This is a genomic window from Paraglaciecola mesophila KMM 241, from assembly GCF_000315015.1.
Taxonomy (GTDB): domain Bacteria; phylum Pseudomonadota; class Gammaproteobacteria; order Enterobacterales; family Alteromonadaceae; genus Paraglaciecola; species Paraglaciecola mesophila.
In genome coordinates this window covers 67,176-90,461 of sequence record NZ_BAEP01000064.1, presented here as the reverse complement: position 1 = coordinate 90,461, position 23,286 = coordinate 67,176, and the positions used below count along the sequence as shown (strand labels likewise).

The 23,286-nt window shown below is 44.7% G+C and carries 15 protein-coding genes and 2 pseudogenes; 9 read left to right on the top strand and 8 right to left on the bottom strand.

The genetic code is table 11. The features are described from left to right. Both GMES_RS16090 and GMES_RS16085 read left to right on the top strand, forming a co-directional pair. Positions 1-208: DUF3718 domain-containing protein (locus GMES_RS16090; RefSeq protein WP_039987624.1), on the top strand; the 208-nt coding region annotated here is incomplete at its 5' end. Positions 209-549: 341 nt separating this feature from the next. Beyond that, positions 550-1,590: a GGDEF domain-containing protein gene (locus GMES_RS16085; protein WP_193362994.1), complete on the top strand. Its 1,041-nt coding sequence runs from the start codon at positions 550-552 to the stop codon at positions 1,588-1,590. A 102-nt stretch (positions 1,591-1,692) separates the two neighbouring features. On the opposite strand, the gene GMES_RS16080 is transcribed toward GMES_RS16085, so the two are convergent. The 4 genes from GMES_RS16080 to GMES_RS16065 all read right to left on the bottom strand — a co-directional run bounded on the left by GMES_RS16080 (position 1,693) and on the right by GMES_RS16065 (position 7,878). Then, complete coding sequence (locus GMES_RS16080; protein ID WP_006993802.1) at positions 1,693-2,622, bottom strand: alpha/beta fold hydrolase; 930 nt, start codon at positions 2,620-2,622, stop codon at positions 1,693-1,695. An 81-nt stretch (positions 2,623-2,703) separates the two neighbouring features. Beyond that, positions 2,704-4,506 carry an acyl-CoA dehydrogenase C-terminal domain-containing protein gene (locus GMES_RS16075; RefSeq protein WP_006993801.1) on the bottom strand — a complete coding sequence of 601 codons (1,803 nt, stop codon included), beginning with the start codon at positions 4,504-4,506 and terminating at the stop codon, positions 2,704-2,706. A 47-nt stretch (positions 4,507-4,553) separates the two neighbouring features. Continuing rightward, a complete protein-coding gene (locus tag GMES_RS16070; RefSeq protein ID WP_006993800.1) occupies positions 4,554-5,735 on the bottom strand; it encodes an acetyl-CoA C-acyltransferase in 1,182 nt (393 codons plus the stop codon). Positions 5,736-5,769: 34 nt separating this feature from the next. After that, complete coding sequence (locus GMES_RS16065; protein WP_006993799.1) at positions 5,770-7,878, bottom strand: 3-hydroxyacyl-CoA dehydrogenase NAD-binding domain-containing protein; 2,109 nt, start codon at positions 7,876-7,878, stop codon at positions 5,770-5,772. 263 nt (positions 7,879-8,141) lie between these two features. Between GMES_RS16065 and GMES_RS16060 the strand changes: the two are divergent. From GMES_RS16060 to GMES_RS16045, 4 genes and pseudogenes are all read left to right on the top strand, one after another. Then, a pseudogene (locus GMES_RS16060) lies at positions 8,142-9,062 on the top strand (haloalkane dehalogenase). A 14-nt stretch (positions 9,063-9,076) separates the two neighbouring features. After that, entirely contained in the window at positions 9,077-9,844 is a 768-nt protein-coding gene (locus GMES_RS16055) for an SDR family NAD(P)-dependent oxidoreductase (RefSeq protein ID WP_006993798.1), read from the top strand. A gap of 79 nt (positions 9,845-9,923) precedes the next feature. After that, complete coding sequence (locus GMES_RS16050; protein ID WP_006993797.1) at positions 9,924-11,585, top strand: long-chain-fatty-acid--CoA ligase; 1,662 nt, start codon at positions 9,924-9,926, stop codon at positions 11,583-11,585. Between the two features lie 213 nt (positions 11,586-11,798). After that, on the top strand, positions 11,799-14,378 hold the full coding sequence (locus GMES_RS16045) for a M1 family metallopeptidase (RefSeq protein WP_006993795.1): 2,580 nt from the start codon (positions 11,799-11,801) through the stop codon (positions 14,376-14,378). A gap of 197 nt (positions 14,379-14,575) precedes the next feature. Here the strand turns inward: GMES_RS16045 and GMES_RS16040 are convergent, their stop codons facing one another. Together GMES_RS16040 and GMES_RS16035 are read right to left on the bottom strand one after the other, a co-directional pair. Continuing rightward, positions 14,576-15,952 (bottom strand): NAD-dependent succinate-semialdehyde dehydrogenase, encoded by a 1,377-nt coding sequence (locus GMES_RS16040; RefSeq protein WP_006993794.1) that lies wholly within the window; start codon positions 15,950-15,952, stop codon positions 14,576-14,578. 276 nt (positions 15,953-16,228) lie between these two features. Next, complete coding sequence (locus tag GMES_RS16035) at positions 16,229-17,464, bottom strand: CynX/NimT family MFS transporter (RefSeq protein WP_052013429.1); 1,236 nt, start codon at positions 17,462-17,464, stop codon at positions 16,229-16,231. 238 nt (positions 17,465-17,702) lie between these two features. Between GMES_RS16035 and GMES_RS16030 the strand changes: the two genes are divergently transcribed. Further along, positions 17,703-18,494 (top strand): AraC family transcriptional regulator, encoded by a 792-nt coding sequence (locus GMES_RS16030; RefSeq protein WP_039987619.1) that lies wholly within the window; start codon positions 17,703-17,705, stop codon positions 18,492-18,494. 123 nt (positions 18,495-18,617) lie between these two features. Here GMES_RS16030 and GMES_RS16025 read toward each other — a convergent pair whose 3' ends face one another. Both GMES_RS16025 and GMES_RS16020 read right to left on the bottom strand, forming a co-directional pair. Next, positions 18,618-19,949 carry a DUF4932 domain-containing protein gene (locus GMES_RS16025; RefSeq protein WP_006993790.1) on the bottom strand — a complete coding sequence of 444 codons (1,332 nt, stop codon included), beginning with the start codon at positions 19,947-19,949 and terminating at the stop codon, positions 18,618-18,620. A 48-nt stretch (positions 19,950-19,997) separates the two neighbouring features. After that, positions 19,998-20,345, bottom strand: a complete 348-nt coding sequence (locus GMES_RS16020; RefSeq protein WP_006993789.1) for a thioredoxin family protein — start codon at positions 20,343-20,345, stop codon at positions 19,998-20,000. A 483-nt stretch (positions 20,346-20,828) separates the two neighbouring features. On the opposite strand from GMES_RS16020, the pseudogene GMES_RS22500 reads away from it, so the two are divergent. After that, positions 20,829-20,951: pseudogene (locus GMES_RS22500) on the top strand (IS110 family transposase); the annotation flags it as partial. A gap of 954 nt (positions 20,952-21,905) precedes the next feature. Beyond that, a complete protein-coding gene (locus tag GMES_RS16005; protein WP_006993787.1) occupies positions 21,906-22,889 on the top strand; it encodes a hypothetical protein in 984 nt (327 codons plus the stop codon). The last annotated feature ends 397 nt before the right edge of the window (positions 22,890-23,286 follow it).

Here is a 23,286-nt window from a genome sequence, read left to right as displayed (position 1 = left end):
CTATTCAGGCATCAGCTGCGGCGGTAACAGTTTAATACGCACTGCTATGCTAAATGACGCAGTAGAGACCGGGACGCTAATGGTAAAGAAAATGCCGAAAAGTGATTTAAGTTCACCAGAGCAAGACGGTAAAACAGTTGTGGCTTGGGCATCGGAAAACGGTTTAACCAACTCTCCTATTGTGGCCGTGCTAAACGACCGTATCTAACGACCGTATCTAACCACTAAACTTATTAAAAGTTTCAACATGGTAAGTCAGGTAGCGCTACTTGACGCCTTTAAAAACGGCCTCTTTTGAGGCCGTTTTTTTATTTGCCTGAAAAGTCCTCATATCAACACTAATGCACTTTTTCTGCACAACTGACATTACTTAAGTTAGTGATAATTAATCTTAATCAATTGATAACTCCCCCATTAGTGATAATGTTGACCTCAGCACTGGGGGAATTCCCGAGTCACTTTACGAACGTGTTTTCACCTAAGGTCGAAACACCATTGCTTTACTTTCATTTACCCTAGCCTGTGATGTAAGCGTTGTTCGAGATGAAAATGAAGGATCAATTAGTACAGAATTATAAGTACCGCAGAGATATTATGGCCGTGTTGCTAGTCGTGACGTTTCTCGGTGGTACCATTTTCTCGATAATCAATTTTTATCGAGGTTTATGGCCCCTCGCCACAATTGAATTAAGTTACGGCCTGTTTTCCCTTTGGTTATTAAGTCGCATCAAAACCACTGCGCATTTCCAGCGTTGGGTCAGTATTTATATTGTGCCGTTTTTCGTCATTATGATTTATGGCCTCTCACTGCCCCAATCATCAGAATCTATTTTTGTGTGGATTTTAACCATACCGGTTATATCTTACTTGTTGCTCGGTCGAAAACGCGGGTTTTGGTATTCAGTGGTTTTCATTGTGTGCGGCATTGTGTCCTATCATTGGCGATTTATGTCAGTTGAACAGCAAATATCACTCAATTTGGCGATTTCTGCCAATGTGGTCTTAAGTGCCGCGCTCATGATGGCATTCGCCCACGTGTATGAGAGAACACGTGAAGAGAACGAAGCGCGTCTGTTATCGCTGGCTGGCACAGATCCCCTTACTGGCTTGGCTAATCGAATGAAACTTAACGAAGGGTTTCAACAACTTAGCGCGTTAGCCTCTCGCCACAAAGCGCCTCTAACCGTTGTGTTATTTGATTTGGATTTATTCAAAACAATTAATGATGTTCACGGACATTCAGTGGGTGATGATGCGCTGCGCCATGTGGCGACATTTTTACGAGAAAACACCCGTAAAACTGACCTACTAGCCAGGTTTGGTGGCGAAGAATTTGCTCTTTTAATGGTCGCGACTTCTCTAGAAAATGGCTTCAATCAAGTCGATGAACTGCGAAAAAAGCTATTGAGCAGACCCTTCTCCACCGCTAAGTGTGACATCAAGATCACGCTCAGTGCAGGATTGTCTACTTATGGCGCTGATGGAGAAGAATTAAACCAACTGTTAAATAAAGCTGATAAACGCTTATATTACGCCAAAGAAAATGGCCGTAATCAGGTGATCGCTCATGATGATGAAGCTATGCAATAAGGTGGCATGCTAGAGCTATTTTATGCGCTAGCTTACGTGTTAAAAATACGACGCCAAAGTCTCCACCTATACACTTAATTCGCATCTGGTATTGACGGCTTTTTAGGCGGTAAGAAAGCTCTCAATCGCGGCATTCACCTCGTCAGGTTTCTCATGATGTAACCAATGGGTTGCATCTTCAAACCGCATTACCTGACAATCCGGTACGTAGGCTTCGATCCCTTCTAAAATCCCAGTGACAAACGCTTCGTCTTGCTCCCCCCACAAAATCAGTGTGGGCAAGTCAATCCGAATATTAGGAATTTTTAAATCCGTGTTTGCAAGTGCATTTTGTTCAACCGAGTCACCATTTTCAGGTTCAGATAAGGCTGCTGGTGGTAATTGCGGCATGGCACGATAGTATTGCAACATGCCGTTGACCGCATCCGGCTGCTTCCAAGCACGCATGTATTCCGCCTTTTGACGCTCACTAAAGTGGGTATTGTGCATCCCCTCAAACAACATATTCTTTAACATCGAAAAATCATCATTCTTCACAAACTCGACACCATTGTCAGCGACAAGCTGATGAATATAAGCACTTTTTTGTCTCTGTTTCGGGTTACTCGCCATTTCTCGGGTAAACGTGCTTGGGTGCGCCGCATTTAAAATAACTAACTTACTAAAAAGCTGAGGGTGAAACGCTGCCAATGGCCATGCTATAGCCCCGCCCCAATCATGGGCGACCAAGTGCACTGGTTTATGTTGGCTGACGTTTTCTACAAATTTGGCGTACAAAGCAATAAGATTCGGCACAGTATAGGCCTCTAATTCACTGGGTTTATCGCTTAAGTTGTAGCCCATCAAGTCAGGTACGATGACGTGATATTGTTCACGAAAATATTCAATTTGTGCTTGCCAGGTGCCCCAGTATTCCGGGAAACCATGGAGGAAAATAATGGTCTCAGGATGAGGGTTATCGCTGTGACAAGCCGCTTCGACGTAGTGCAATGATACATCGTTAATATCCGCGTAATGATGACTAATAGGCATAGTCTGTCCCTTTAATAAAAAAGGCGAACACTTTCACATGAAAAGGTTCGCCTTTGCTTATTCTAGTGAATAAGTGAAGTGCTATGCACCTAGATCGAATTGCTCAACTGGCATGCTCATTAAGCTGTCAGAGCCAGTTTCGATTGCTGATACAAGCGAGCGCGTACGTGTTAACAAACGGTCGAAGTAAAACTTAGCTGTATGTAACTTCGCTTGGTAAAAATCAGCATTATCTGTACCTGCATCAAGTTTCTCTTGTGCCAATAAGGCCATTTTCAGCCAGAAATAACCTACCGTGACGTAACCAGAGTACATTAGGTAATCCACAGAAGCAGCACCTAATTCGTCAGGATTTTTAGCTGCACGTTTAGTAATATCAACTGTGATTTGCTTCCACTCATCTAAATGCACTTCAATCGCATTTGACCATGCGTTAAATTGCCCTTTGTCACGAATGCTGACACAGAAATCACGTACTTCTTGAGTGAACACTTCAAGCAATTTACCGTTTGAGCCAACCACTTTACGCGCCAGCAAATCGATCGCTTGAATACCCGTCGTGCCTTCATACATAGTACAAATACGCGTATCACGGGCCAATTGCTCCATGCCCCACTCTTTAATGAAACCATGTCCACCGAAAACTTGCATACCGTAACTAGTTGATTCTTGCGCCGTTTCAGTCAAGAAGGCTTTCACTATAGGCGTTAAGAAAGCAAGTTTAGCTTCGCTCACTTGCTTAGCGGCTTCATCTTTACTGTATAGGGTGATATCAACCAATTTCATGGCATAAATTGCCAGCGCACGGTTACCTTCAGCGAACGCTTTTTGGGTTAGCAACATACGGCGCACGTCAGGATGCACTATGATGGGATCCGCAGGCCCATCTGGGTTTTGCACACCTTTCATTGAACGAAACTGTAAACGGTCCTTAGCGTAAGCTAATGCACCTTGAAACGCAGTTTCGCTAGATGCCAAACCTTCAAGGCCAGTACCAATACGTGCCGAGTTCATGAACGTAAACATGCAGTTCAAACCGCGGTTTTCGGTGCCCACTAAGTAGCCTTTTGCACCGTCAAAGTTAATCACGCACGTTGCAGAACCTTTGATACCCATTTTGTGTTCAATTGAGCCACAAGTAACGGCGTTGCGATCTTCATTTTCACCGTCTGCACTGACATTGAATTTAGGCACAACGAACAACGAGATCCCTTTAGTGCCTTCTGGCGCATCAGGCAAGCGTGCGATAACGATATGCACGATATTTTCAGACATATCATGCTCACCGGCTGAGATAAAAATCTTAGTACCGGTTAAGTTGTAGCTTCCATCATCGTTTTTAACAGCCTTAGTTTTAAGCATACCAAGGTCAGAGCCACAATGAGGTTCGGTCAAGCACATAGTGCCTGTCCATGTGCCTGCGACTAATTTATGCAGAAACATCTTCTGTTGCTCTGGCGTACCGTGTGCTTCAAGCGTTGCCATACAACCTTGGCTTAAGCCTGGGTACATAGCCCATGAATGGTTAGCACCAGAGAGCCACTCGCCTAACGCTGACGAAAGTGAATACGGTAATTCTTGACCACCAAATTCAGCAGGATGAGTCATTGACGGCCAACCGCCCTCAACGTATTGCTGGTAAGCTTGTTTGAAACCTGTAGGCGTGGTCACCACTGAGTCTTCCCAGGTGCAGCCTTCGTCATCACCTACCGCATTAAGCGGAGCCAATACGTTTTCGCTGAACTTGGCAGCTTCAGAGAAAATCGCTTCAACCATATCGGGTGATGCATCTTCAAAGCCAAGATCTGCATAGTGCTTTTCAAAGCCAAGTAGTTCGTTCATCACGAACAACGCATCTTTCTGCGGCGCTTTATAACCTTCCATTTTTGTAACCTCTTTTGCATTTAGGCGCCCCTAAGGGCGCCTAAAATTTAATAAACTTCGAACAAACCTGCCGCGCCCATACCGCCGCCGATACACATGGTACATACTACGTATTTCGCACCACGGCGCTTACCTTCGATAAGCGCGTGACCAACCATACGTGCACCACTCATACCGTAAGGGTGACCGATTGAAATGGCGCCACCGTTAACGTTAAGTAATTCGTCAGGAATACCCAACTTGTCACGGCAGTACATCACCTGCACAGCAAATGCTTCGTTAAGCTCCCATAAACCAATATCGTTCATGGTCAGGCCGTGCTGCTTAAGCAACTTTGGAATAGCGAATACTGGACCAATGCCCATTTCATCTGGTTCACAACCTGCAACTGCGATACCGCGATAAGCACCTAACGGCGTTAAGTTTTGTTGCTCTGCTAGCTTAGAATCCATTAATACGCTCGCTGATGCACCATCAGACAATTGACTCGCATTACCCGCTGTGATCACGCCACCTTCGATAACTGGCTTAAGGCTCTTCAAGCCCTCTAATGTTGTCTCCGCGCGATTACCTTCATCTTTGCTTAGCGTCACTTCATGAAAGCTTTCTTCTTTGGTTTCGCGGTCAACAACCACTTTAGTGGCAGTAACGGGAACAATTTCATCGTCAAATTTACCAGCCGCTTGGCCAGCAGCCGTGCGCATTTGGCTTTGTAGTGCGTACTCGTCCATTGCATCACGGTCGATTCCGTAACGTGCAGCTACGACTTCAGCGGTCTGCAACATAGGCATATAAATGTTTTTATGCATTTTCGCCAATGCTGGATCAACCATGCGGTGGGTATTCATGTATTTGTTTTGCACCAAACTAATTTGGTCAAGACCACCGGCTACCATTACAGGTACGTTATCAGTGATAATGTGCTTAGCCGCCGTCGCAATGGCGTACATGCCTGAGCTACATTGACGGTCTAGGGTCATGCCTGATACCGAAGTGGGTAATCCTCCGGCAAGACCGGCTAAACGCCCGATGTTCATACCACCGCTACCTTGCGTTAATGCACTGCCCATAATCACATCATCAACTGATGCAGGGTCGATACCGGCTTTCTTAACTGCTGCGCGAATGGCGTGGCCACCCATACTAGGGGCTTCAAGATTGTTAAACGCACCTTTATAAGCACGGCCGATGGGGGTTCTTGCGGTGGATACTATGACTGCTTCTTTCATCATTCTTCTCTCTATTTAATTGGTTAAGTAGGTGTTACTGCTTGAAATCTGCAAAGCGTTTGCCCTGCTCAGCCAGTTGTTTCAACAAAGGTGCTGGTTCGAACCAGTGACCGCCGTATTCACCTAATTCATCACGATATTTACACATCGCGTCATAAACTTTTTTCAAGCCAATTTCATCTGCGTATTGCATAGGGCCGCCGCGGTAAACTGGAAAGCCATAACCATAAACATAGATAACATCGATATCACTTGATTTAGCGGCAATACCTTCTTCCAAAATCAATGCACCTTCGTTGATTAATGGAAAGATAATGCGCTCTAGAATTTCTTGGTCTGAGATGTCACGTTGGGCAATGCCTAAACGTGCGGCCTCTTCTTTTGCCATTTCAACCACTTCAGGATCAGGGATCGGCATTCTGTTACCCGGCTCATACATATAAGCACCGCGACCAGATTTAAGACCCACGCGACCTTGTTTCACCAAGCGGTCTGAGACCACGCAGTAACTTGGGTCATGAGCAATAAACTCACGACGTGATTCACGTACATAAAAACCGATGTCTAAGCCTGCCATGTCACCCATGGTAAATGGCCCCATTGGCAAGCCAAAATCGTAAATCACTTTGTCGATTTGCTGCGGCGTAGCCCCTTCAAGCATCAAGCGGGCGGCTTCACGGCCGTATGGCTCGATCATGCGGTTACCCACAAAACCGAAGCAAACGCCAACCAACACAGCGACTTTATTGATTTTCTTGGCCATCTGCATACATGTTTTAATGACATCTGCTGAAGTTTTTTCTGCTTTTACCACTTCAAGCAGTTTCATCACGTTAGCAGGACTAAAGAAGTGCAAACCAATCACATCTTCTGGGCGTGACGTAGACGCCGCAATTTCGTTCACATCTAATGTAGAGGTGTTTGAAGCGAGTATGGCGCCTTTCTTACAGACTTTATCAAGTGCACCAAATACTTCTTTTTTGACTGACATCTTCTCGAATACGGCTTCAATGACTAAATCTACATCACTTAATGCTGCGTATTCAGTTGAGCCTTGCAACAATGCCATGCGCTCTTCAACGGCTTGCTGAGTAAGCTTGCCTTTCTTAGCCGAGTTTTCGTAGTTCTTACGAATAAGCGCCAAGCCCTTGTCCAATGCTTCTTGCTTAAGCTCAAGCATAATCACTGGAATACCCGCATTGGCGAAGTTCATGGCAATACCGCCACCCATGGTGCCTGCGCCAATAATACCGACCTTTTTGATATCGCGGGTGGGTGTAGATTTGTCGTAGTCACTTACGTGGGCAGCAGCGCGCTCAGCGAAGAAGAAATGCTGCTGTGCTCGTGCTTCTTTAGAGCCCATGCATTCCATGAACAATTCACCTTCACGCACCAAGCCTTGCTCAAACGGCAACGAAACGGATGCTTCAACCGCTTGAATACAACGCTCAGGGGCGAAAAATCCACGTGCTTGCTTTTTTAAGCCTTGGCGATACTGAGCAAATAGCTCATCAGGCGCGCTGCTTTTATCAATAGCCACGTCTGAGGTTTTGCGAACCTGGGCGCCATCAGCAATGACTTTTTGCACAAATGCCATAGCTTCACTGAGTAAATTTGTTGGGTCTTCAACAACCAAGTCAAATACACCCGCAAGCTTACTCGCTTTTTCTGGGCGACCTGACACTATCATATCGAGTGCTTTTGCTACGCCTGCCAAACGGGGAAGGCGCTGCGTGCCCCCTGCTCCAGGCAAAATACCTAAGTTTACTTCTGGTAAGCCAACCTTGTTGCTGGCGAAAGTCACGCGGTAATGACACGAAAGCGCGACTTCTAAACCGCCGCCAAATGCAGGACCATTTAGTACCGCAATAACAGGTTTAGTGGCGTTTTCTATTACATCTAAAACGGTAGGGAGATGCGGTTCTAAATTGCCGCCAGAGAATTCGCTGATGTCAGCGCCGCCAGAGAACAATGCCAACTTAGATGAGATTACAATCGCTTTAACCTCAGCGTTGTCCAGCGCTTGGTTAATGTTTTCAATTAAGCCAACACGAACCGACTTAGATAACGCATTAACCGGTGGGCTTTGCATATACAAAACCGCGACATTTCCTTGTACTTCAGCAACCACTGCTTGACTCATAAACACCTCTTACCAGATAAATTAGTAAACGAATACTAGGTCAGGGAGCTTAATCATCCAAATTTATTGGTTTTATATTGATTAATAATTAGAGGTAATAACGTAGAAAAATTCAACTACCGCATAATATTCATTAAATTCATACTTCTGCATTAATTTAGGCGAGTTGACTTTTGATTGGCCAAATGATTTTCTAATACCTTGTTTACAAAATTAACAAAGCACTTACACGCTGTTATTTGCACAACGTTAGGAAGTCATTCATGCAATATTTACGCACCTCAGACGACTGTTTCGAAGGTTTGTCGGGTTACTCGTTCGCGCCTCATTATATAGAAGTAGACGATTTTGAAGGCAGCAAGTTACGCATGCACTATCTAGATGAAGGTAGCAAAGAAGGTGAAGTGGTCTTAATGCTTCATGGCGAGCCTTCATGGAGTTACTTATACAGAGATATGATCAAACCCATTACCGATAAAGGGTATCGGGTCATTGCGCCTGACTTAATCGGTTTTGGGCGTTCTGATAAACCCACCCAGCGCAGCGACTATACCTATCAGCGGCATCTTGATTGGATACGTAACATCCTTACACAACTTAATTTAAAGCAAGTCACATTAGTCTGCCAAGATTGGGGTGGATTACTCGGCTTGCGTTTAGTGGCAGAGCACCCAGAATTGTTTGCCCGTGTATTGGCGGCGAATACTATGCTGCCCACTGGCGATCATCCCCCAGGTGAAGCCTTTATGAAGTGGCGCGCTTTTTCACAAGAAGTGCCGGAGTTTCCCGTTGCAGGGATTATTAAAGGCGCCACAGTGACAGCGTTGTCCACCGACGTGCTAAATGCTTACGATGCCCCCTTTCCTACTGAAGAATACAAGGCAGGCGTGCGCCAATTTCCTTTACTGGTGCCTGCGGCAACTGACGACCCATAAACTCAGAACAATCGTAAAGCGTGGCAAGTCTTACAGCAATTTAACAAGCCTTTTATTACGGCGTTCAGCGATAGCGACCCGGTTACCGCTGGCGGCGATAAAATAATGCAAAAGCTCATCCCTGGTACGCAAGGGCAATCTCATACCACGATCAGCCAGGGCGGGCATTTTTTGCAAGAAGATCAACCACAGCAGTTAGCACAAGTACTACTGCAATTTATTAACGACAACCCAATTTCAACAAATTAAAAGCGAGTATCAACATGGATTCATTATTAGATTTTAGCGGTCAAGTAGCATTAATTACGGGTGCAGGCAGTGGCTTTGGTCGTTTATTGTCAAAAGGGTTAGCCGAGCGTGGTTGTAAACTGGTGATAAGCGACATCGACCCAAAAGGTTTGGCTGAAACAGTTGAAGGTTTAAGTGACTTTGCTGATAGCGTTATCGCCCAGCACTGTGACGTATCAAAAGAAGCAGATTGCAAAGCCATGGTTGACAGCGCCATGGACAAATTCGGCCGCGTTGACATAGGCGTGAACAACGCGGGTATCGCCCACAGCATGGCACCTATGCACACCATTGATGAAGCAACCATGGATAAGCAAATGGACGTAAACGTCAAAGGCGTTATGTTCGGCATGAAGTACCAAATTGAAGTCATGCTCAAACAAGGCAGCGGTCACATTCTCAATGTAAGCTCTCTTGCAGGCCTTGGTGGTGCACCGAAAGGCGCTGCTTACTCAGCGGCAAAACATGCTGTTATCGGCTTAACTAAAACAGCGGCGATTGAATATGCACGCAAAGGTATTCGAGCAAACTCAATATGCCCTTTCTATACCCCCACTAATATATTGAATATTGACGGTGAAATATCGCAAGAAGGCATTAATCAATTAGCGGTAGGTTGCCCGATGAAGCGCCTTGCCACGCCCCAAGAAATTGTTAATGCGATGCTATTAGTGCTTTCACCAGGCAATACCTACATGACCGGCCAATCTATTGCTCTTGATGGTGGTGTGACGGCTTGGTAGTAACGCAAAAATTTAGCTATTAACTCATGATGTAAAAAGGGCAATCTGATTGCCCTTTGATGTGAATAAGGAACTGTAAATGCAATCTCTGATGATGAATTCACAATTGATGATTTCAAACATTTTAAAACATGCCGAAAAGAACTACTCGAAACGTGAAATAGTCTCCGTTACCGCTGACAACCCGCGCCACCGTTACACCTACCAGGATTTAGCGGTACGTACGCGCCAACTTGCGAACGCGCTTGAATCACTCGGAGCAAAATTCGGAGATCGTATTGGCACGCTGGCATGGAACGATTACCGCCATTTAGAACTTTATTACGCTGTTTCAGGCAGTGGTATGGTGTGCCACACCATCAACCCAAAATTATTTCCCGAGCAAGTTAATTACATTATCAATCACGCAGAAGACAGATTCATTTTTGTTGATGTATTAGTCATGCCATTAGTGGAGGCGCTTGCCGCGCATTTACCGAAAGTAGAAGCGTTTATCGTGTTAACTAACAAAGTGAATATGCCGCAAACCACACTCGAAAATGTGCTGTGTTATGAAGAACTTATTGCGGATCAATCAAGTGATTTTGAATGGCCTGAATTCGACGAGAACACGGCCAGTGGTATGTGCTACACCTCAGGCACTACAGGAAACCCTAAAGGTGTCGTGTACAGCCATCGTTCAACGTTATTGCACGCTTATGCAGGTGCACTACCAGATGTGACCAATGCATCTGGGCGAGAGACTGTGTTGCCTGTGGTACCTATGTTTCATGTCAATGCGTGGGGCTTACCTTACGCGACCATTATGACAGGCGCTAAATTAGTTATGCCAGGGCCTAAAATGGGTGACGGCGAAACCCTGCAAGACCTGATAGAAACTGAAAATGTTACCTTTAGCTCTGGCGTTCCTACGATCTGGTTGGCCTTGCTTGATTACTTAGATAAAAGTGGAAAGAAGGTTACTTCTCTTAGCAGAGTGACCGTAGGCGGCGCGGCTTGTCCTCGCGCCATCATCGAACGTTTCAAAGACAATCATGACACTATGGTGTACCAAGGTTGGGGCATGACAGAAACCAGCCCACTAGGAACATTCTTCGGTCTACAACCCGGTATGGAAGATTACACAGATGAGCAAATCACTGATCTGCAAACCATGCAAGGTCGCGGTGTGTTTGGTATCGAAATGCGGATCGTCGATGAGGACAACAATGAATTACCTTGGGATGGTGTCGCGTTTGGCGCATTAAAAGTCCGTGGCCCGTGGGTGATACGTGGCTATTACGGCATGTCACAAACACCGGGCGAGGAAGGCTGCCCAGTTGATGATAAAGGCTGGTTTGACACAGGTGATGTGGCAACCATTAATGCCGATGGTTATATGCAAATTACCGATCGCACCAAGGATGTGATCAAATCTGGCGGTGAATGGGTCAGCTCTATTGATATTGAAAATGCCGCGGTGAGTCACCCACACATTGCAGAAGCTGCAGCAATCGGCCGCTATCATCCGAAATGGACCGAACGACCATTGCTTATTGCTGTGCGCAAAGCCGACAGAGAAGCGTCCTCATCAGATATATTGAAGTTTTTAGCCGACAAACTACACAAGTGGTCTTTACCAGATGATGTGGTATTCGTTGACGAACTTCCGCACACCGCAACGGGTAAATTGAACAAACTAGCCCTGCGTAAAGCATTTGAGGATTATGAGTTTCCTGAACCGGTTAATATCCAAAAATAACCCAGTCCACAGAAGTAACTATCTACATAAAAGGCTCAACAATGAGCCTTTTTGCTTTTCCCCTTCCGCTCTCGGCGTTATTTTTCGAAACAAGTATTAACTTTTTGCTAGTTGCATTTTTGCTGTTTTCACCTAATCTGCGCGTCAAACAAATGCAGCCAAAGCGTTACCATTGCATTTAGTTAAAAATATAATCAATAACAGGGATTTACTATGAATTTGATGCAACGATGCTTGAGCACTGCCCTTAGCGTGTTTTTAGCAACACAGGCAATTGCCAGCGAAGACGCCTATCGCCTAGGCAACAACGTAACACCTAGCTTTCAACAAATTTCACTGAAAATCGATCCTAACGAAGCGACGTTTAGCGGTGAAACCACCATCACAGTGACCATCGAAAATGCCACCGATGTGGTGCGTTTCTATCAACGCGATTTAGACGTGCATACAGCCGAATTGATTGACGGCCCGCGTCAAATCCCACTGACGGTAGAAAGCCAAGCCTATGATATTCAGCAAGGTAAGGCTCAAGAGATACTTCCAGCTAAAACCTATCAGTTGCATATGCAATTTACCGGCAAGGTGAATACCACCTCTGACGGTATGTATTTATCGGCGTTTGAGGGCAAAAACTACATTTTCACCCAGTTTGAAGACATGCATGCTCGGCGCGCATTCCCAGGGTTTGATGAGCCAAATTATAAGATACCCTATCAAATGACGATCACTTCGCCTGTGATCAACACGGTTATTTCCAACACACCAGTGGAATCAACAACCCAAGCTGACGGTTGGCAAACCGTGGTGTTTAAAAAGACTAAACCCATGCCGAGCTACTTAGTGGCGTTTGCCGTGGGCGAAATGGATTCAGCTGAAATCACTGGATTATCCGTGCCCGGTAGGATTTACACTCCCAAAGGCCAAGCCCACCGTACAAAATTTGCCGTGGCGCAAACCCCGAAAATTCTGGACGCCCTAGAAGATTACTTCGGTACACCCTACCCCTACGAAAAACTCGATTTTATCGCCGTGCCTAATTTTACCCATGGCGCGATGGAAAACGCTGGGTTAGTCACTTATCGCAGTAGCTTACTACTGCTTGACGATGAGCCACGTTTAACTGAGCAAAGCGGCCCAACGAAAACGATCGCCCATGAGCTGGCGCACATGTGGTATGGCAACCTCGTCACTATGGCCTGGTGGGACGATTTATGGTTAAACGAAGCGTTCGCATCATGGATGGAAAGTAAAATAACTATGGCCCTTTACCCTGAGCAGAACACCGAAGCACAACTGGTGCAAGAAGGAGCATTTGGCGCCGATGCGAGCCCGACAACACGTGCAGTTAAAAAAGAAGTGCGCAGTCAAACCGACGTCATGGACGGCCTAGGCCTTAATTACAGCAAGGGTGAATCCGTGCTGCAAATGATTGAAGCGTTAGTGGGCGAAGCGCCGTTTCAAAAAGGTGTTCAAAGCTACATGAAAAAACACGCTTGGGGTAATGCACAAGCAGATGACTTGTGGGAGGTACTCTCAACGGTCGCAGATTTTGATGTGCCAGCGTTAATGAAAACCTATTTAGAACAACCAGCCTACCCCTTAGTTAGCTTTGCTAAAAACGGCGATGTGAGCCAAAGCCGTTACCACTTGGCTGGCGCCGACGTTAACCCACAGACATGGATTGTGCCCCTTGCAATTACCTACAAGAAAAACGGCAAAATCATTCGCACACGCGTGTTTTTAGATAAAGCCAAAACGAATCTGCCCGAGTTGGCCCAAGCCCAGTGGATTTACCCTAACGATAATGCCATGGGTTATATGCGTTGGCAGATCCCTGAATCGCAATTGCATGCGCTACTCAAAGACACGCAAGCGCTGAACGCCAGGGAGAAAAAATCACTACTGTACAATTCAGATGCACTGCTCAATGCAGACAAAATCACCCTAGACCAACACATGGCGGTGCTTGATGCACTAGCGAAAGATGACGACCCAGTCGTTGCTCGCTCCGTGGTGGCATCGCTGAACGACCTTACCTATTTGGTTGATAACAACAATAAGGCCCTATTTGCGCAATTCTTAAATAGCAAACTAAGCCATTGGTTTGCGCGTTTAGGCACAGTTGAGAGCAAAGGTGACAGCAACGATAAAAGTCGCCTGCGTAATGCTGTGTTTGGCCTTCTTAGCCGTTACACGCAAAATAAAGACGTCATTGCACAGAGCAAACGCATCACCGAAAAATTCCTACAAGACGATACAAGTACAGGCCGAGCGATTGCCGGAAATGCTATGCGCAGCCTGGCGGTTAATGACGACAAGGGATGGTTTGACAAGTATCAGGCGGCGTATTTTGCCACTAATGATGCTAACACCCAGAGCGCAATCCGCTTCGGTATGTTATTCCCCGAGGCGGTAACTGTGCGCAAAGTACTTGATATGACCCTAAATGATTCCGTGAGCCCCGCCAACGTGCTTGGGTTTATTGCCACGGCCAGTCAAGCCAGAGAAAATCAGGATGTACTATATCAATGGTTAGATGAAAACATGGAACAAGTGACCGCTAAAATGCCGGCCTATCATGTGGCGCGCATGCCTGAATATGTGTCAAGCAGTTGCAGTGAGCACAACATAGAATTGGCACAAGACTTTTATAGCAAACATAAAGACAAGTTCGACGGAATGGCTCGCAGCTACGAGGTTGCGCAAGATGAATCGCAGCAATGCGTCACGTTAAAACAAGCTAATCAAGGTGCATTTAACCAGTACCTGCAAGGGGCCACCGCTTACTTTTAACGCAGCTCGCCCCTTAAATACAGACCGTATTGACGAGCACAAACAGAAAAGGCAGCCAGAATGATCTGACTGCCTTTTATATTCCGCTTAATATACCCTTTAAATTCCTTCTATCACCCCTTTAAAATCCCTTAGTAAGGGGTAAGTACAGCTAAGCTTTAACTTGCAAAACTATCCTCCTATCAAGAAGAGCGGATTTATTGTGTCACCATAATGGCTTTAACATTAACAAATTCTTTGATACCAAAGCCGCCATGTTCACGACCGTAACCACTGTCTTTCACCCCGCCAAATGGCAGATTTGGGTGCGCTAAGCCATAACCATTAATATTGATCATACCGGTATCGAACACATCACGCGCCAGCTTAATGGCTTTATCCTCGTCTTGGCTGAAAATACCGCCACCCAAGCCATAGCGTGAGTCATTAGCAATACGCATCGCATCTTCATCATCTTTGGCTTTGATTAATGATGCTACTGGGCCGAACAGTTCATCATCATAGGCTGGTGAGCCAGGCTGAACGTTCTCAAGCACGGTAGCGGGATAAAAGTAACCTTTACGGTCTGGTACTTCACCGCCTGTTAAACAGGTCGCACCCGCTTTGATTGATTCGCTCACTTGATCATGAAGTTTGTCACGTAAGTCTTCTCTCGCCATAGGACCAATGTCAGTGCCTTCTAAATTTGGATCGTCCATTTTGATATTTTTCATGGCATCGATGAACGCCGCTTTAAATGCGTCGTAATTTTTTTCGGTCACAATAAAGCGTTTAGCCGATACACACGTTTCACCGTTATTGATAACACGGCCCAGTACGCAAGCTTCAACGGCCACTTTGATGTCTGCATCATCTAGCACCACATAGGCATCATTACTGCCCAGTTCAAGTACCGAGATTTTCACGTTTTCCGCAGCAGATGCACCAACTTTTTTACCGACACCGTCACTACCGGTAAACGATACACCACGCACTTTGGGGTGTTTAATCAGTTCACTTGCAGCCTCACCATCAATTAACAATGATTGATAAACATTTTTGGGGAAACCAGCTTCTTCGTACATTTCTTGAATTTTGACTGCCATACCGAATACGTTAGCCGCATGTTTAAGGACTGTTGCATTACCTGCCATCAAGTTAGATGCGCTGTAACGGATCACTTGATATAAAGGGAAGTTCCAAGGCTGAATGCCTAGCACCACACCAATGGGGCGATAACTAACAATCGCTTTTCCTTGCTCGTACTCACGCTCTTCATCGGCAAGTATTTCTGGCCCTTGTTCTGCGCTGTAACGGCAAATTGAGGCACACAATTCGACCTCTTGGTAGCCTTGCTCTTTTACTTTACCCATTTCATCTATCATTAGGGTAACAAGCTCTTCTTTATTGGCATCTATCACATCTGCCATCTTGTTTAGCAGTTTTGCACGCTCTGCGCTGCTGGTAAGCTTCCACTGCTGGAATGCCTCATCCGCATTATCGACAGCTTTAACCGCTTCATCGGTGGATAACAGCGTGTATTCTTTTAGCTGCTCTTCGGTAGTCGGGTTAATCGTTTTAACTGTGTTTGACATAATCTCTCTCCTAAAATGAATTGAATGTGGAGTCGAGGTTCGAGGGAGCAAATGAAACGCCAAGAAAGATTTTGCGTGAGTGCCTAATCTAAGAAAAGGCGGTCAGAGCACGCCATTAAAGAGCTGTAGCAAACGTAATAAAATGTGTATTGAGAAAACATGAATAGTCTGCGCTCAACACTAACGGATTGACACGGGTAAATGCAGTAAATGTTACAAGGCTTCACTGTAAAGTCTTTAGGCTAAATAACGTTGAATCACACTAGCAGCTGGAAGCTAAAAATGCGGCAGTACTTTGTTTCGTCCGCACCCTAAGCCAACTAACGCACAGCATAAGCTGGCAATGGCACACATCCACAAACTTCCTGACCAATCGCCAATAGAGGAATAGAAATAGCCCGCTAGCATAGGCCCAAGGGCTGCTAGCGAATAACCAAATGATTGAGCCATGCCTGACAAAGATGCTGCCTGTAAGGCGTTTTGGCTTCTAAAGCTAATGAACGACAAACCTAAGATAAAGCAGCCGCCTGAGCTAAAACCAACAAGTACAGTCCATAAAAAGGCGAACGTTGGTGCGTACAACAACCCAAGAATGCTTACGGCGCCTAATATAGATATAAACACCGCGGGGATCCGTTGGTCTTTCAATCTTGCTAAAATCGGTATTAGCACGAAGCCAGGAACAGCTGATGCAAACTGCAACCAGCCATGAAGTACCCCGGCATACACCTGTGAATAACCGGCATCAACTAGAATATTGGGCAACCAACCAATCAGCACATAAGTCATAAAAGAATTCAGCCCTAGGAATATTGTCACCTGCCAAGCCAGTGAAAAGTGCCATACCTTGTTAGGTTTGGCTGAATGAGGCGCTACCCTTTCGTTCGTTTCTACTACGCCAGCATCAGGCATAGTGCGCGTGGTTAACCGCGGTAGCCATAACACTATGCTAAAAACAGTCACAATGGAAAATACCCCTAAAGCACCTTGCCAGTGAAGGGCCTCGATATTTGCCAGTGGAGTGACTAAACCCGAAAAACCACCAGAGAAAATCCCCATAGCGAGCACGTAGCACGACGTCATCATGGCCACACGCGCAGCAAAGTCACGTTTAATTAAGCTAGGCAACAGCACATTGCCAATGGCGATCCCTACGCCAATAACGGCTGTGGCAATGTAGAGCATCCATACTGAGTCGATTAACCTCAGTCCTATACCTGCTGCAATACACAGCAATGCTATGAATATCGCACTTTCGATACCAATCTTCCTAGCCAATGCGGCTGCCATAGGAGATGCAATGGCAAACGCAATGAGGGGCAACGTTGTTAACATGCCTGCCTGAGTGTTGCTTAATGTGAAAGTGTGAATAATGTGCTCAAGAATGGGTGCAATACCCGTGATGGGTGCACGTAAATTCGCCGCAACAAACAGAATGCCTGCGACCAACACAAAAGAAGACGCCACGATTTTGTTGGGGATTACCCGCCCTAGCCCGCTTATAAATCCCACTTTTATTCTCTTTGGTTTATCCCGCTCTTGCCAAGCGTTCGGTGAGTAAAAGACACGCGCCTCATGCCAACGCGTCTCTAACTAAAATAGGCAGTCGTAGGATTTATAGCCGCTAATTAAAGCGCCTATTTAGCCAAGCCTCAAATTTAGGATGGTGATGTACAACCGCGGGTATTATAAAAGGTCGCAAGCGCTTATAATTTACAAATCAAGACAACATATAGCTAAATACTGACAAATGAGTTTATTGAATTTTATACAGTGGGATGATTTGCAGCAGTTTGAGGCGATGCCTCAGCCCGTAGTTGCGCGTATTGAGAAGGTCAATAACAGCCATGAACTACCACTACACACTCATTCGAAGGGCCAGCTGATACTCGCACTGCACGGACATGTCACCTGTGAAGTACAGGGAAAAATGTGGATGGTACCAACTCAAAGCGCAATTTGGATACCCCCTCATATTATTCACAGCAATCGCGCTTCTGATCATGCTGAACTGTGTCACGTATTCATTCAACCAGGCGAACTGCGCATGCCTGACCAAACCTGCACATTCGCATTGAGTATATTCGGCAAAGAACTGATTTGTCATTTTGCCAAGCAAGATCAGCATTACCCACACTTTAGCCCGACAAACAGATTAGCTCAGGTTCTAATTGACGTCGTTAGTGAATCGCCCCAACAAACCATGGATTTACCTTTGCCCAGTCACCCCACTGTCGCCAAGCTAGCCCAGCTGCTTTTGTCTTGCCCTGATGACAGAAAAACCTTACCCCAGTGGGCGAGCTATTTTGCTACGACACCGCGCACATTAGCGCGTTTAATCAAGCGTGAAACGGGTATGACGTTTGGCCACTGGCGAGCTCAACTGCACGTGATCATTGCAGTGCAAAAACTGATGACAAACATGCCAGTACAAAGAGTATCCGAATACCTAGGTTACAGTTCTGTTAGTGCCTTTATTACTATGTTCAAAAATATTCTTGGAGAATCGCCAAAGCGATATATGAAGCAGCGAGTTGAGTAGTCATGTTAAATAGATGAGACATTTCGCCAAACGCCAGCATTTTATTCATCTTGTAAAAACGATTAGTCCTCGGCGCCCAGTGTTGAACCAAAAGCATAAAAAGCGAACATGAATTTTTGGGACTTAATGATCAACGTTATTTCTTATCCAACTTATCATCTTGGGGTATAGATCGGTGATTTTATCGTCGTTGGGTCTGTTGATATACAGCCGAATAAGTTCTTCGTTGAAACCTTTAAACTTATAAAACCCTCTTTTTTCGACCATGAAGCGTTCGATATAGCTTTTGCTAAAAGCGTAATCCTCAGCCGAATAATGTTCCCTCGCATACAAAGAAAATATCGACCATGTCATGTACTCGTTAAATACTAAATACGGTTTATTGTACCCCCCGCCCTTGTACCATGGCGCTAAATCTATAAAAGCAGCGTTAATATCATCAATATACTGATCGGAGATTGGATTAACATAGGTATGATCTATTTCGGTAAAGAATGAACGTGTGAACTTCATCCACTGAGTAGAAGATGCTTCGTGCTCACTCTCATAGCGATTAGGCGCACTGACGAACATAATTGATTCTTTGAAATCATTGTCATCAAACATGCGAGAACTATTATTGCCGGGCCCCAATGGTGAAAAAAAGATTCGATAGCTTTGATACCTCGCCGGAAAGTGAGATTCTAGCCATTGCCAAATCGTTTTTGGCTGAGCGCCTAGCTCGAATACCTCACTTAATTGTGAATAATATCCACGGTGTTGTTGATAGAACTTCCTAAAGTCACTCTTTCTCGCAAAATCCTCTAACAAAGCCTTATTGTCTTCGATAGCGTCATCCGCCCTAAAACCCTTGTATACAGCCGAACGCGCTATTGTATCCCCGTCAAAGGTATATGCTGGGCCATTTTCAACTAACGAGTAATAATTGATCTCATTAAGCGTACGGAAAATTGGGTGATTTTTAAAAGGCGAAAACCATGTTAATACATCAGCGTAATACCGCCCTTTTGAATGCATTCTGTAGTGTGTTTGGTGATACTTATCAGCTAAAGCAAGTACGATATTATTAAGCTCATACACTTCTGGTGTCTCTATGCTAACTTTACCCTCATGCATTTGAATATATTCTTGATCGTAATCGGCGGGCTGAGTCTGCATGTTGAAAACAATGGTTTTAACTTTTTGCTCTAACTGCAAATGTACTCGCTGCAACTCATTTTCTTGAGCACGTACAAGTAAGCTACTAGCGTTATATCTAATTTCAGCTTGCGGTATGCTGCCCCAATAGGTCAAATTAACGTTTTTGGTTTCAGCTAACGAGTTGAAGTTCAGCGCCTGACTAAAAAAGCGGTCGGTGATCAATTCGAATTCTGGCTTTTCCAGAGCTATATAGTGCTCAGCAGCATGAGCTCTCAAACCTGTGAAAATAGCCAATGCAAAAAATGCGTGTTTCAATCCAATACCTTCCTCTAGAGTGCGTAACGAATGTCATTAGGGGGGGGATTACCCTCCTAAATCGATTTTCGATACCAGTTGGCGTACTTCATCAGGCGTTAATGGTCTAACAAGTCGAGCCACTTCATTCCCTGCGTGCAGCAGTATTAAAGTCGGCCACAATTTCACCTTAAATTTACGGCCCAAAGGTTTGCCCTTTCCATCATAAATTTTTATATGCCTTAGCCCAGCGTGTTCAGCCACGACTTCTTCTATGGCTGGTCGTGCTGCCTGACAATGGCCGCACCAAGGCGCGCCAAAATCAAGTAATATATCACCAGACAACGCCTGTAATTCATCGAAGGTGAATGTCTCTTCTTCGTATTCAGAATTAGATCTAATAACGTTACCGTTCATATCATTTACGCCCTACTGTGAATTAATCAATCGTTTAGTGAAGCACTGCCGATGGCTTATTAAACAACGGCCATTAATGCGTACGTTATAAAGAGACAGGTTAGCCTAAAGCCTATACGTAGAGATACTAAAATGTGGGTGGCCAACAAACGCGCCATAATAATCGAATTAGGTACACAGCAAATGATGAATGCGTTCAAGCGCCACACCCATCATCAACGGCTGTGAGGAATGACGAAAGCGAAAGAGCTGCTAAAGCGCGCCTAAATCAATTTCGAATATTGCATATCATGCATATATTGTAGCCTACACCCCTGCCTGAAAATTGACCTTGCGCTGCGTTTTCTCCGTCAATGCTCAATATTCCAGTAATAATTCTCAATCACTCAGATCAAAAGTGCTTTGACGCTTATTGAGCGGGTATTTTCCCCTAAGCAGAAGAGTTTTTTATACGATTCTAAAGATGGCTGTCTATGTTAGTAATTAGTCGCTGCGGGTAAGCCTAAGAAAGTGACTATTATTGCGTGCATTGGAAAGATGGTTGTCATCTTAAATTCAATGCTCAGAGATGGGGTCATGTGGGAAGCGCCAAAGGCTACAAATTAGCTATTGACGCCATAGTCTCTTGTTAGCTGACATTCTTAATCGAAGAGAGTATCGCCATTTAAAGTCACTTTTAATCAAAATTGCTATTCTCTGGGTTTATCAGCATCTGGGTTTGTGAATAGATAAAAAATAAAAACCAACCACATTGCACCAAACACACCAAAAGTTGTTACTACTATACGGAGAGTTACTTCCAAGGCTGAGCCAGTCACATCCCGAGTTAGCAATGCATACAGAACCAAAAGCATAATTATTGAAGAAGATATTACGGCGTACTTTAGAGCTCTTCTTGGCAAAGACTTTTGAGTCATGGTTTACCTACTGACAGCTAACGCCCCAAGCAGGGGATTTTATGAGCGTTTTTCAGCGAGTAAAATTCCCGCTGACTTGGTTTGTTATATTTCATCTACGCACCGGCCCTAAAAAAAGTGTCCAACAATCGCTATATAATCTCTCCTTAAGGCGAGGTTTATGGCGAACAAAAGGACGTACTACTATTAATAAAATACTCTTAAAGCAAATGAGTGCAAAAAATATTAATGCGAATAAAAAACTTACAGAGCCACCATGTCTATCGAATGAGATATCACCATTGGATATCATAGTGAGAGGCCAAATACTTACTAATATTGCAGCGATTACAAATACAGTATTGAGCAATAACTTCCGTTTTATTGATCGTCTCACTTAACCTCACTCGAAATATAACGCTTAACATATGGGGATTTTACGAGTGTTTTTGGCCGAAGGCCAGCCAGTAAAATCCCCACCATGATGTTTTCTTGTTGCACTTAGGACAAACATTTGGTGTTTCTGTAAACCCTAAATTATTAATACGAAAAAAAAAAGAAAAGAAAAAGAAAAAGAAAAAGAAAGACACCCATGTTAAAAATGGTCAATTTTCAGGGCTGAACTACACTTAGTTTGTTTTTCATTCTGCCAGGTAGATGGATTATGCCTCAACCTCGAAAAAGCCAAATTAGTTTAATCGATACGCCCTATTACCATTGTGTGTCCCGCTGCGTGCGTCAGTCTTTCTTATGCGGAGTAGATAAACATTCTGGCCAGAGCTACGAGCATCGCCGAGGCTGGGTAGAAGAGCGTTTATTGTTTCTATCGACAGTATTTGCGATAGACATTTGTGCTTATGCGGTCATGAATAATCACACGCATGTGGTGCTTTGTGTGGATAAAGCCTTGGCTGATAATTGGGATAACGATGAAGTGTTGAGGCGCTATCACAAGCTGCACAGAGGCACATTGCTGACTCAGAAATTCATGAATGGCGATACGCTGAGCCAAGGAGAGCTAATCACCTTCGATGAGACCGTTGAAACCTATCGGCAACGTTTGTATGACATAAGCTGGTTTATGCGTGACTTAAATGAGCATATTGCTCGCGAAGCCAATAAAGAAGACGGCTGCACTGGTCGTTTCTGGGAAGGAAGGTTTAAATCTCAAGCTTTGTTGGATGAAAGTGCGGTCTTAGCGTGTATGGCCTATGTGGACTTGAATCCCATTCGTGCAAAAATGGAAAAAACACCAGAAACATCCAAGCACACCAGTATCAAAAAACGAATTCACGCCATTAAAAACAAACAACCTCAACCGAGCGTTTTAACACCCTTTGTGGGAAACCCTCGTGAAAATATGCCCAAAGGTATCGCGTATTCACTAAAAGACTATATTGAGCTTGTCGATACCACTGGTCGCTCTATTCGTGATGATAAGGCAGGTCATATCGACAATACTCAAAGCCCAATTTTAGAACGACTCGGCTTAGACTCTGCTCAATGGCTAACCTTGACCACTGAGTTTGAGAAACACTTTTGCTATGCAGCAGGTGCTGAGCAAATGATGAATGCGTTCAAGCGCCACACCCATCATCAACGTCTGCGAGGAATGACCAAAGCGAAAGTTCTGTTAAAGCGCGCCTGAAACAATTTCGAACATTGCATATCATTCATATATTGTAGCCTACTTCCCTGCCTGAAAATTGACCTTTCGCTGCGTTTTCTCCATCAATGCTCAATATTCCAGTAATAATTCTCAATCACTCAGATCAAAAGTACTTTGACGCTTATTGAGCGGGTATTTTCCCCTAAGCAGAATAGTTTTTTATACGATTCTAAAGATGGCTGTCTTTGTTAGTAGGTACGCTCATTTTTCCAGTAAAAATCCCCAATCACTCAGATCAAAAGAACTTTAACGCCCATTGAGGGGTATTTTCCCCTATGCAGGATAGTTTTTCATACGATTCTAAAGATGGCTGTCTTTGTTAGTTCCTGCGCACGTTCAAAATTGTTCCCGACAACTTTGTGAACACGACTGTGAT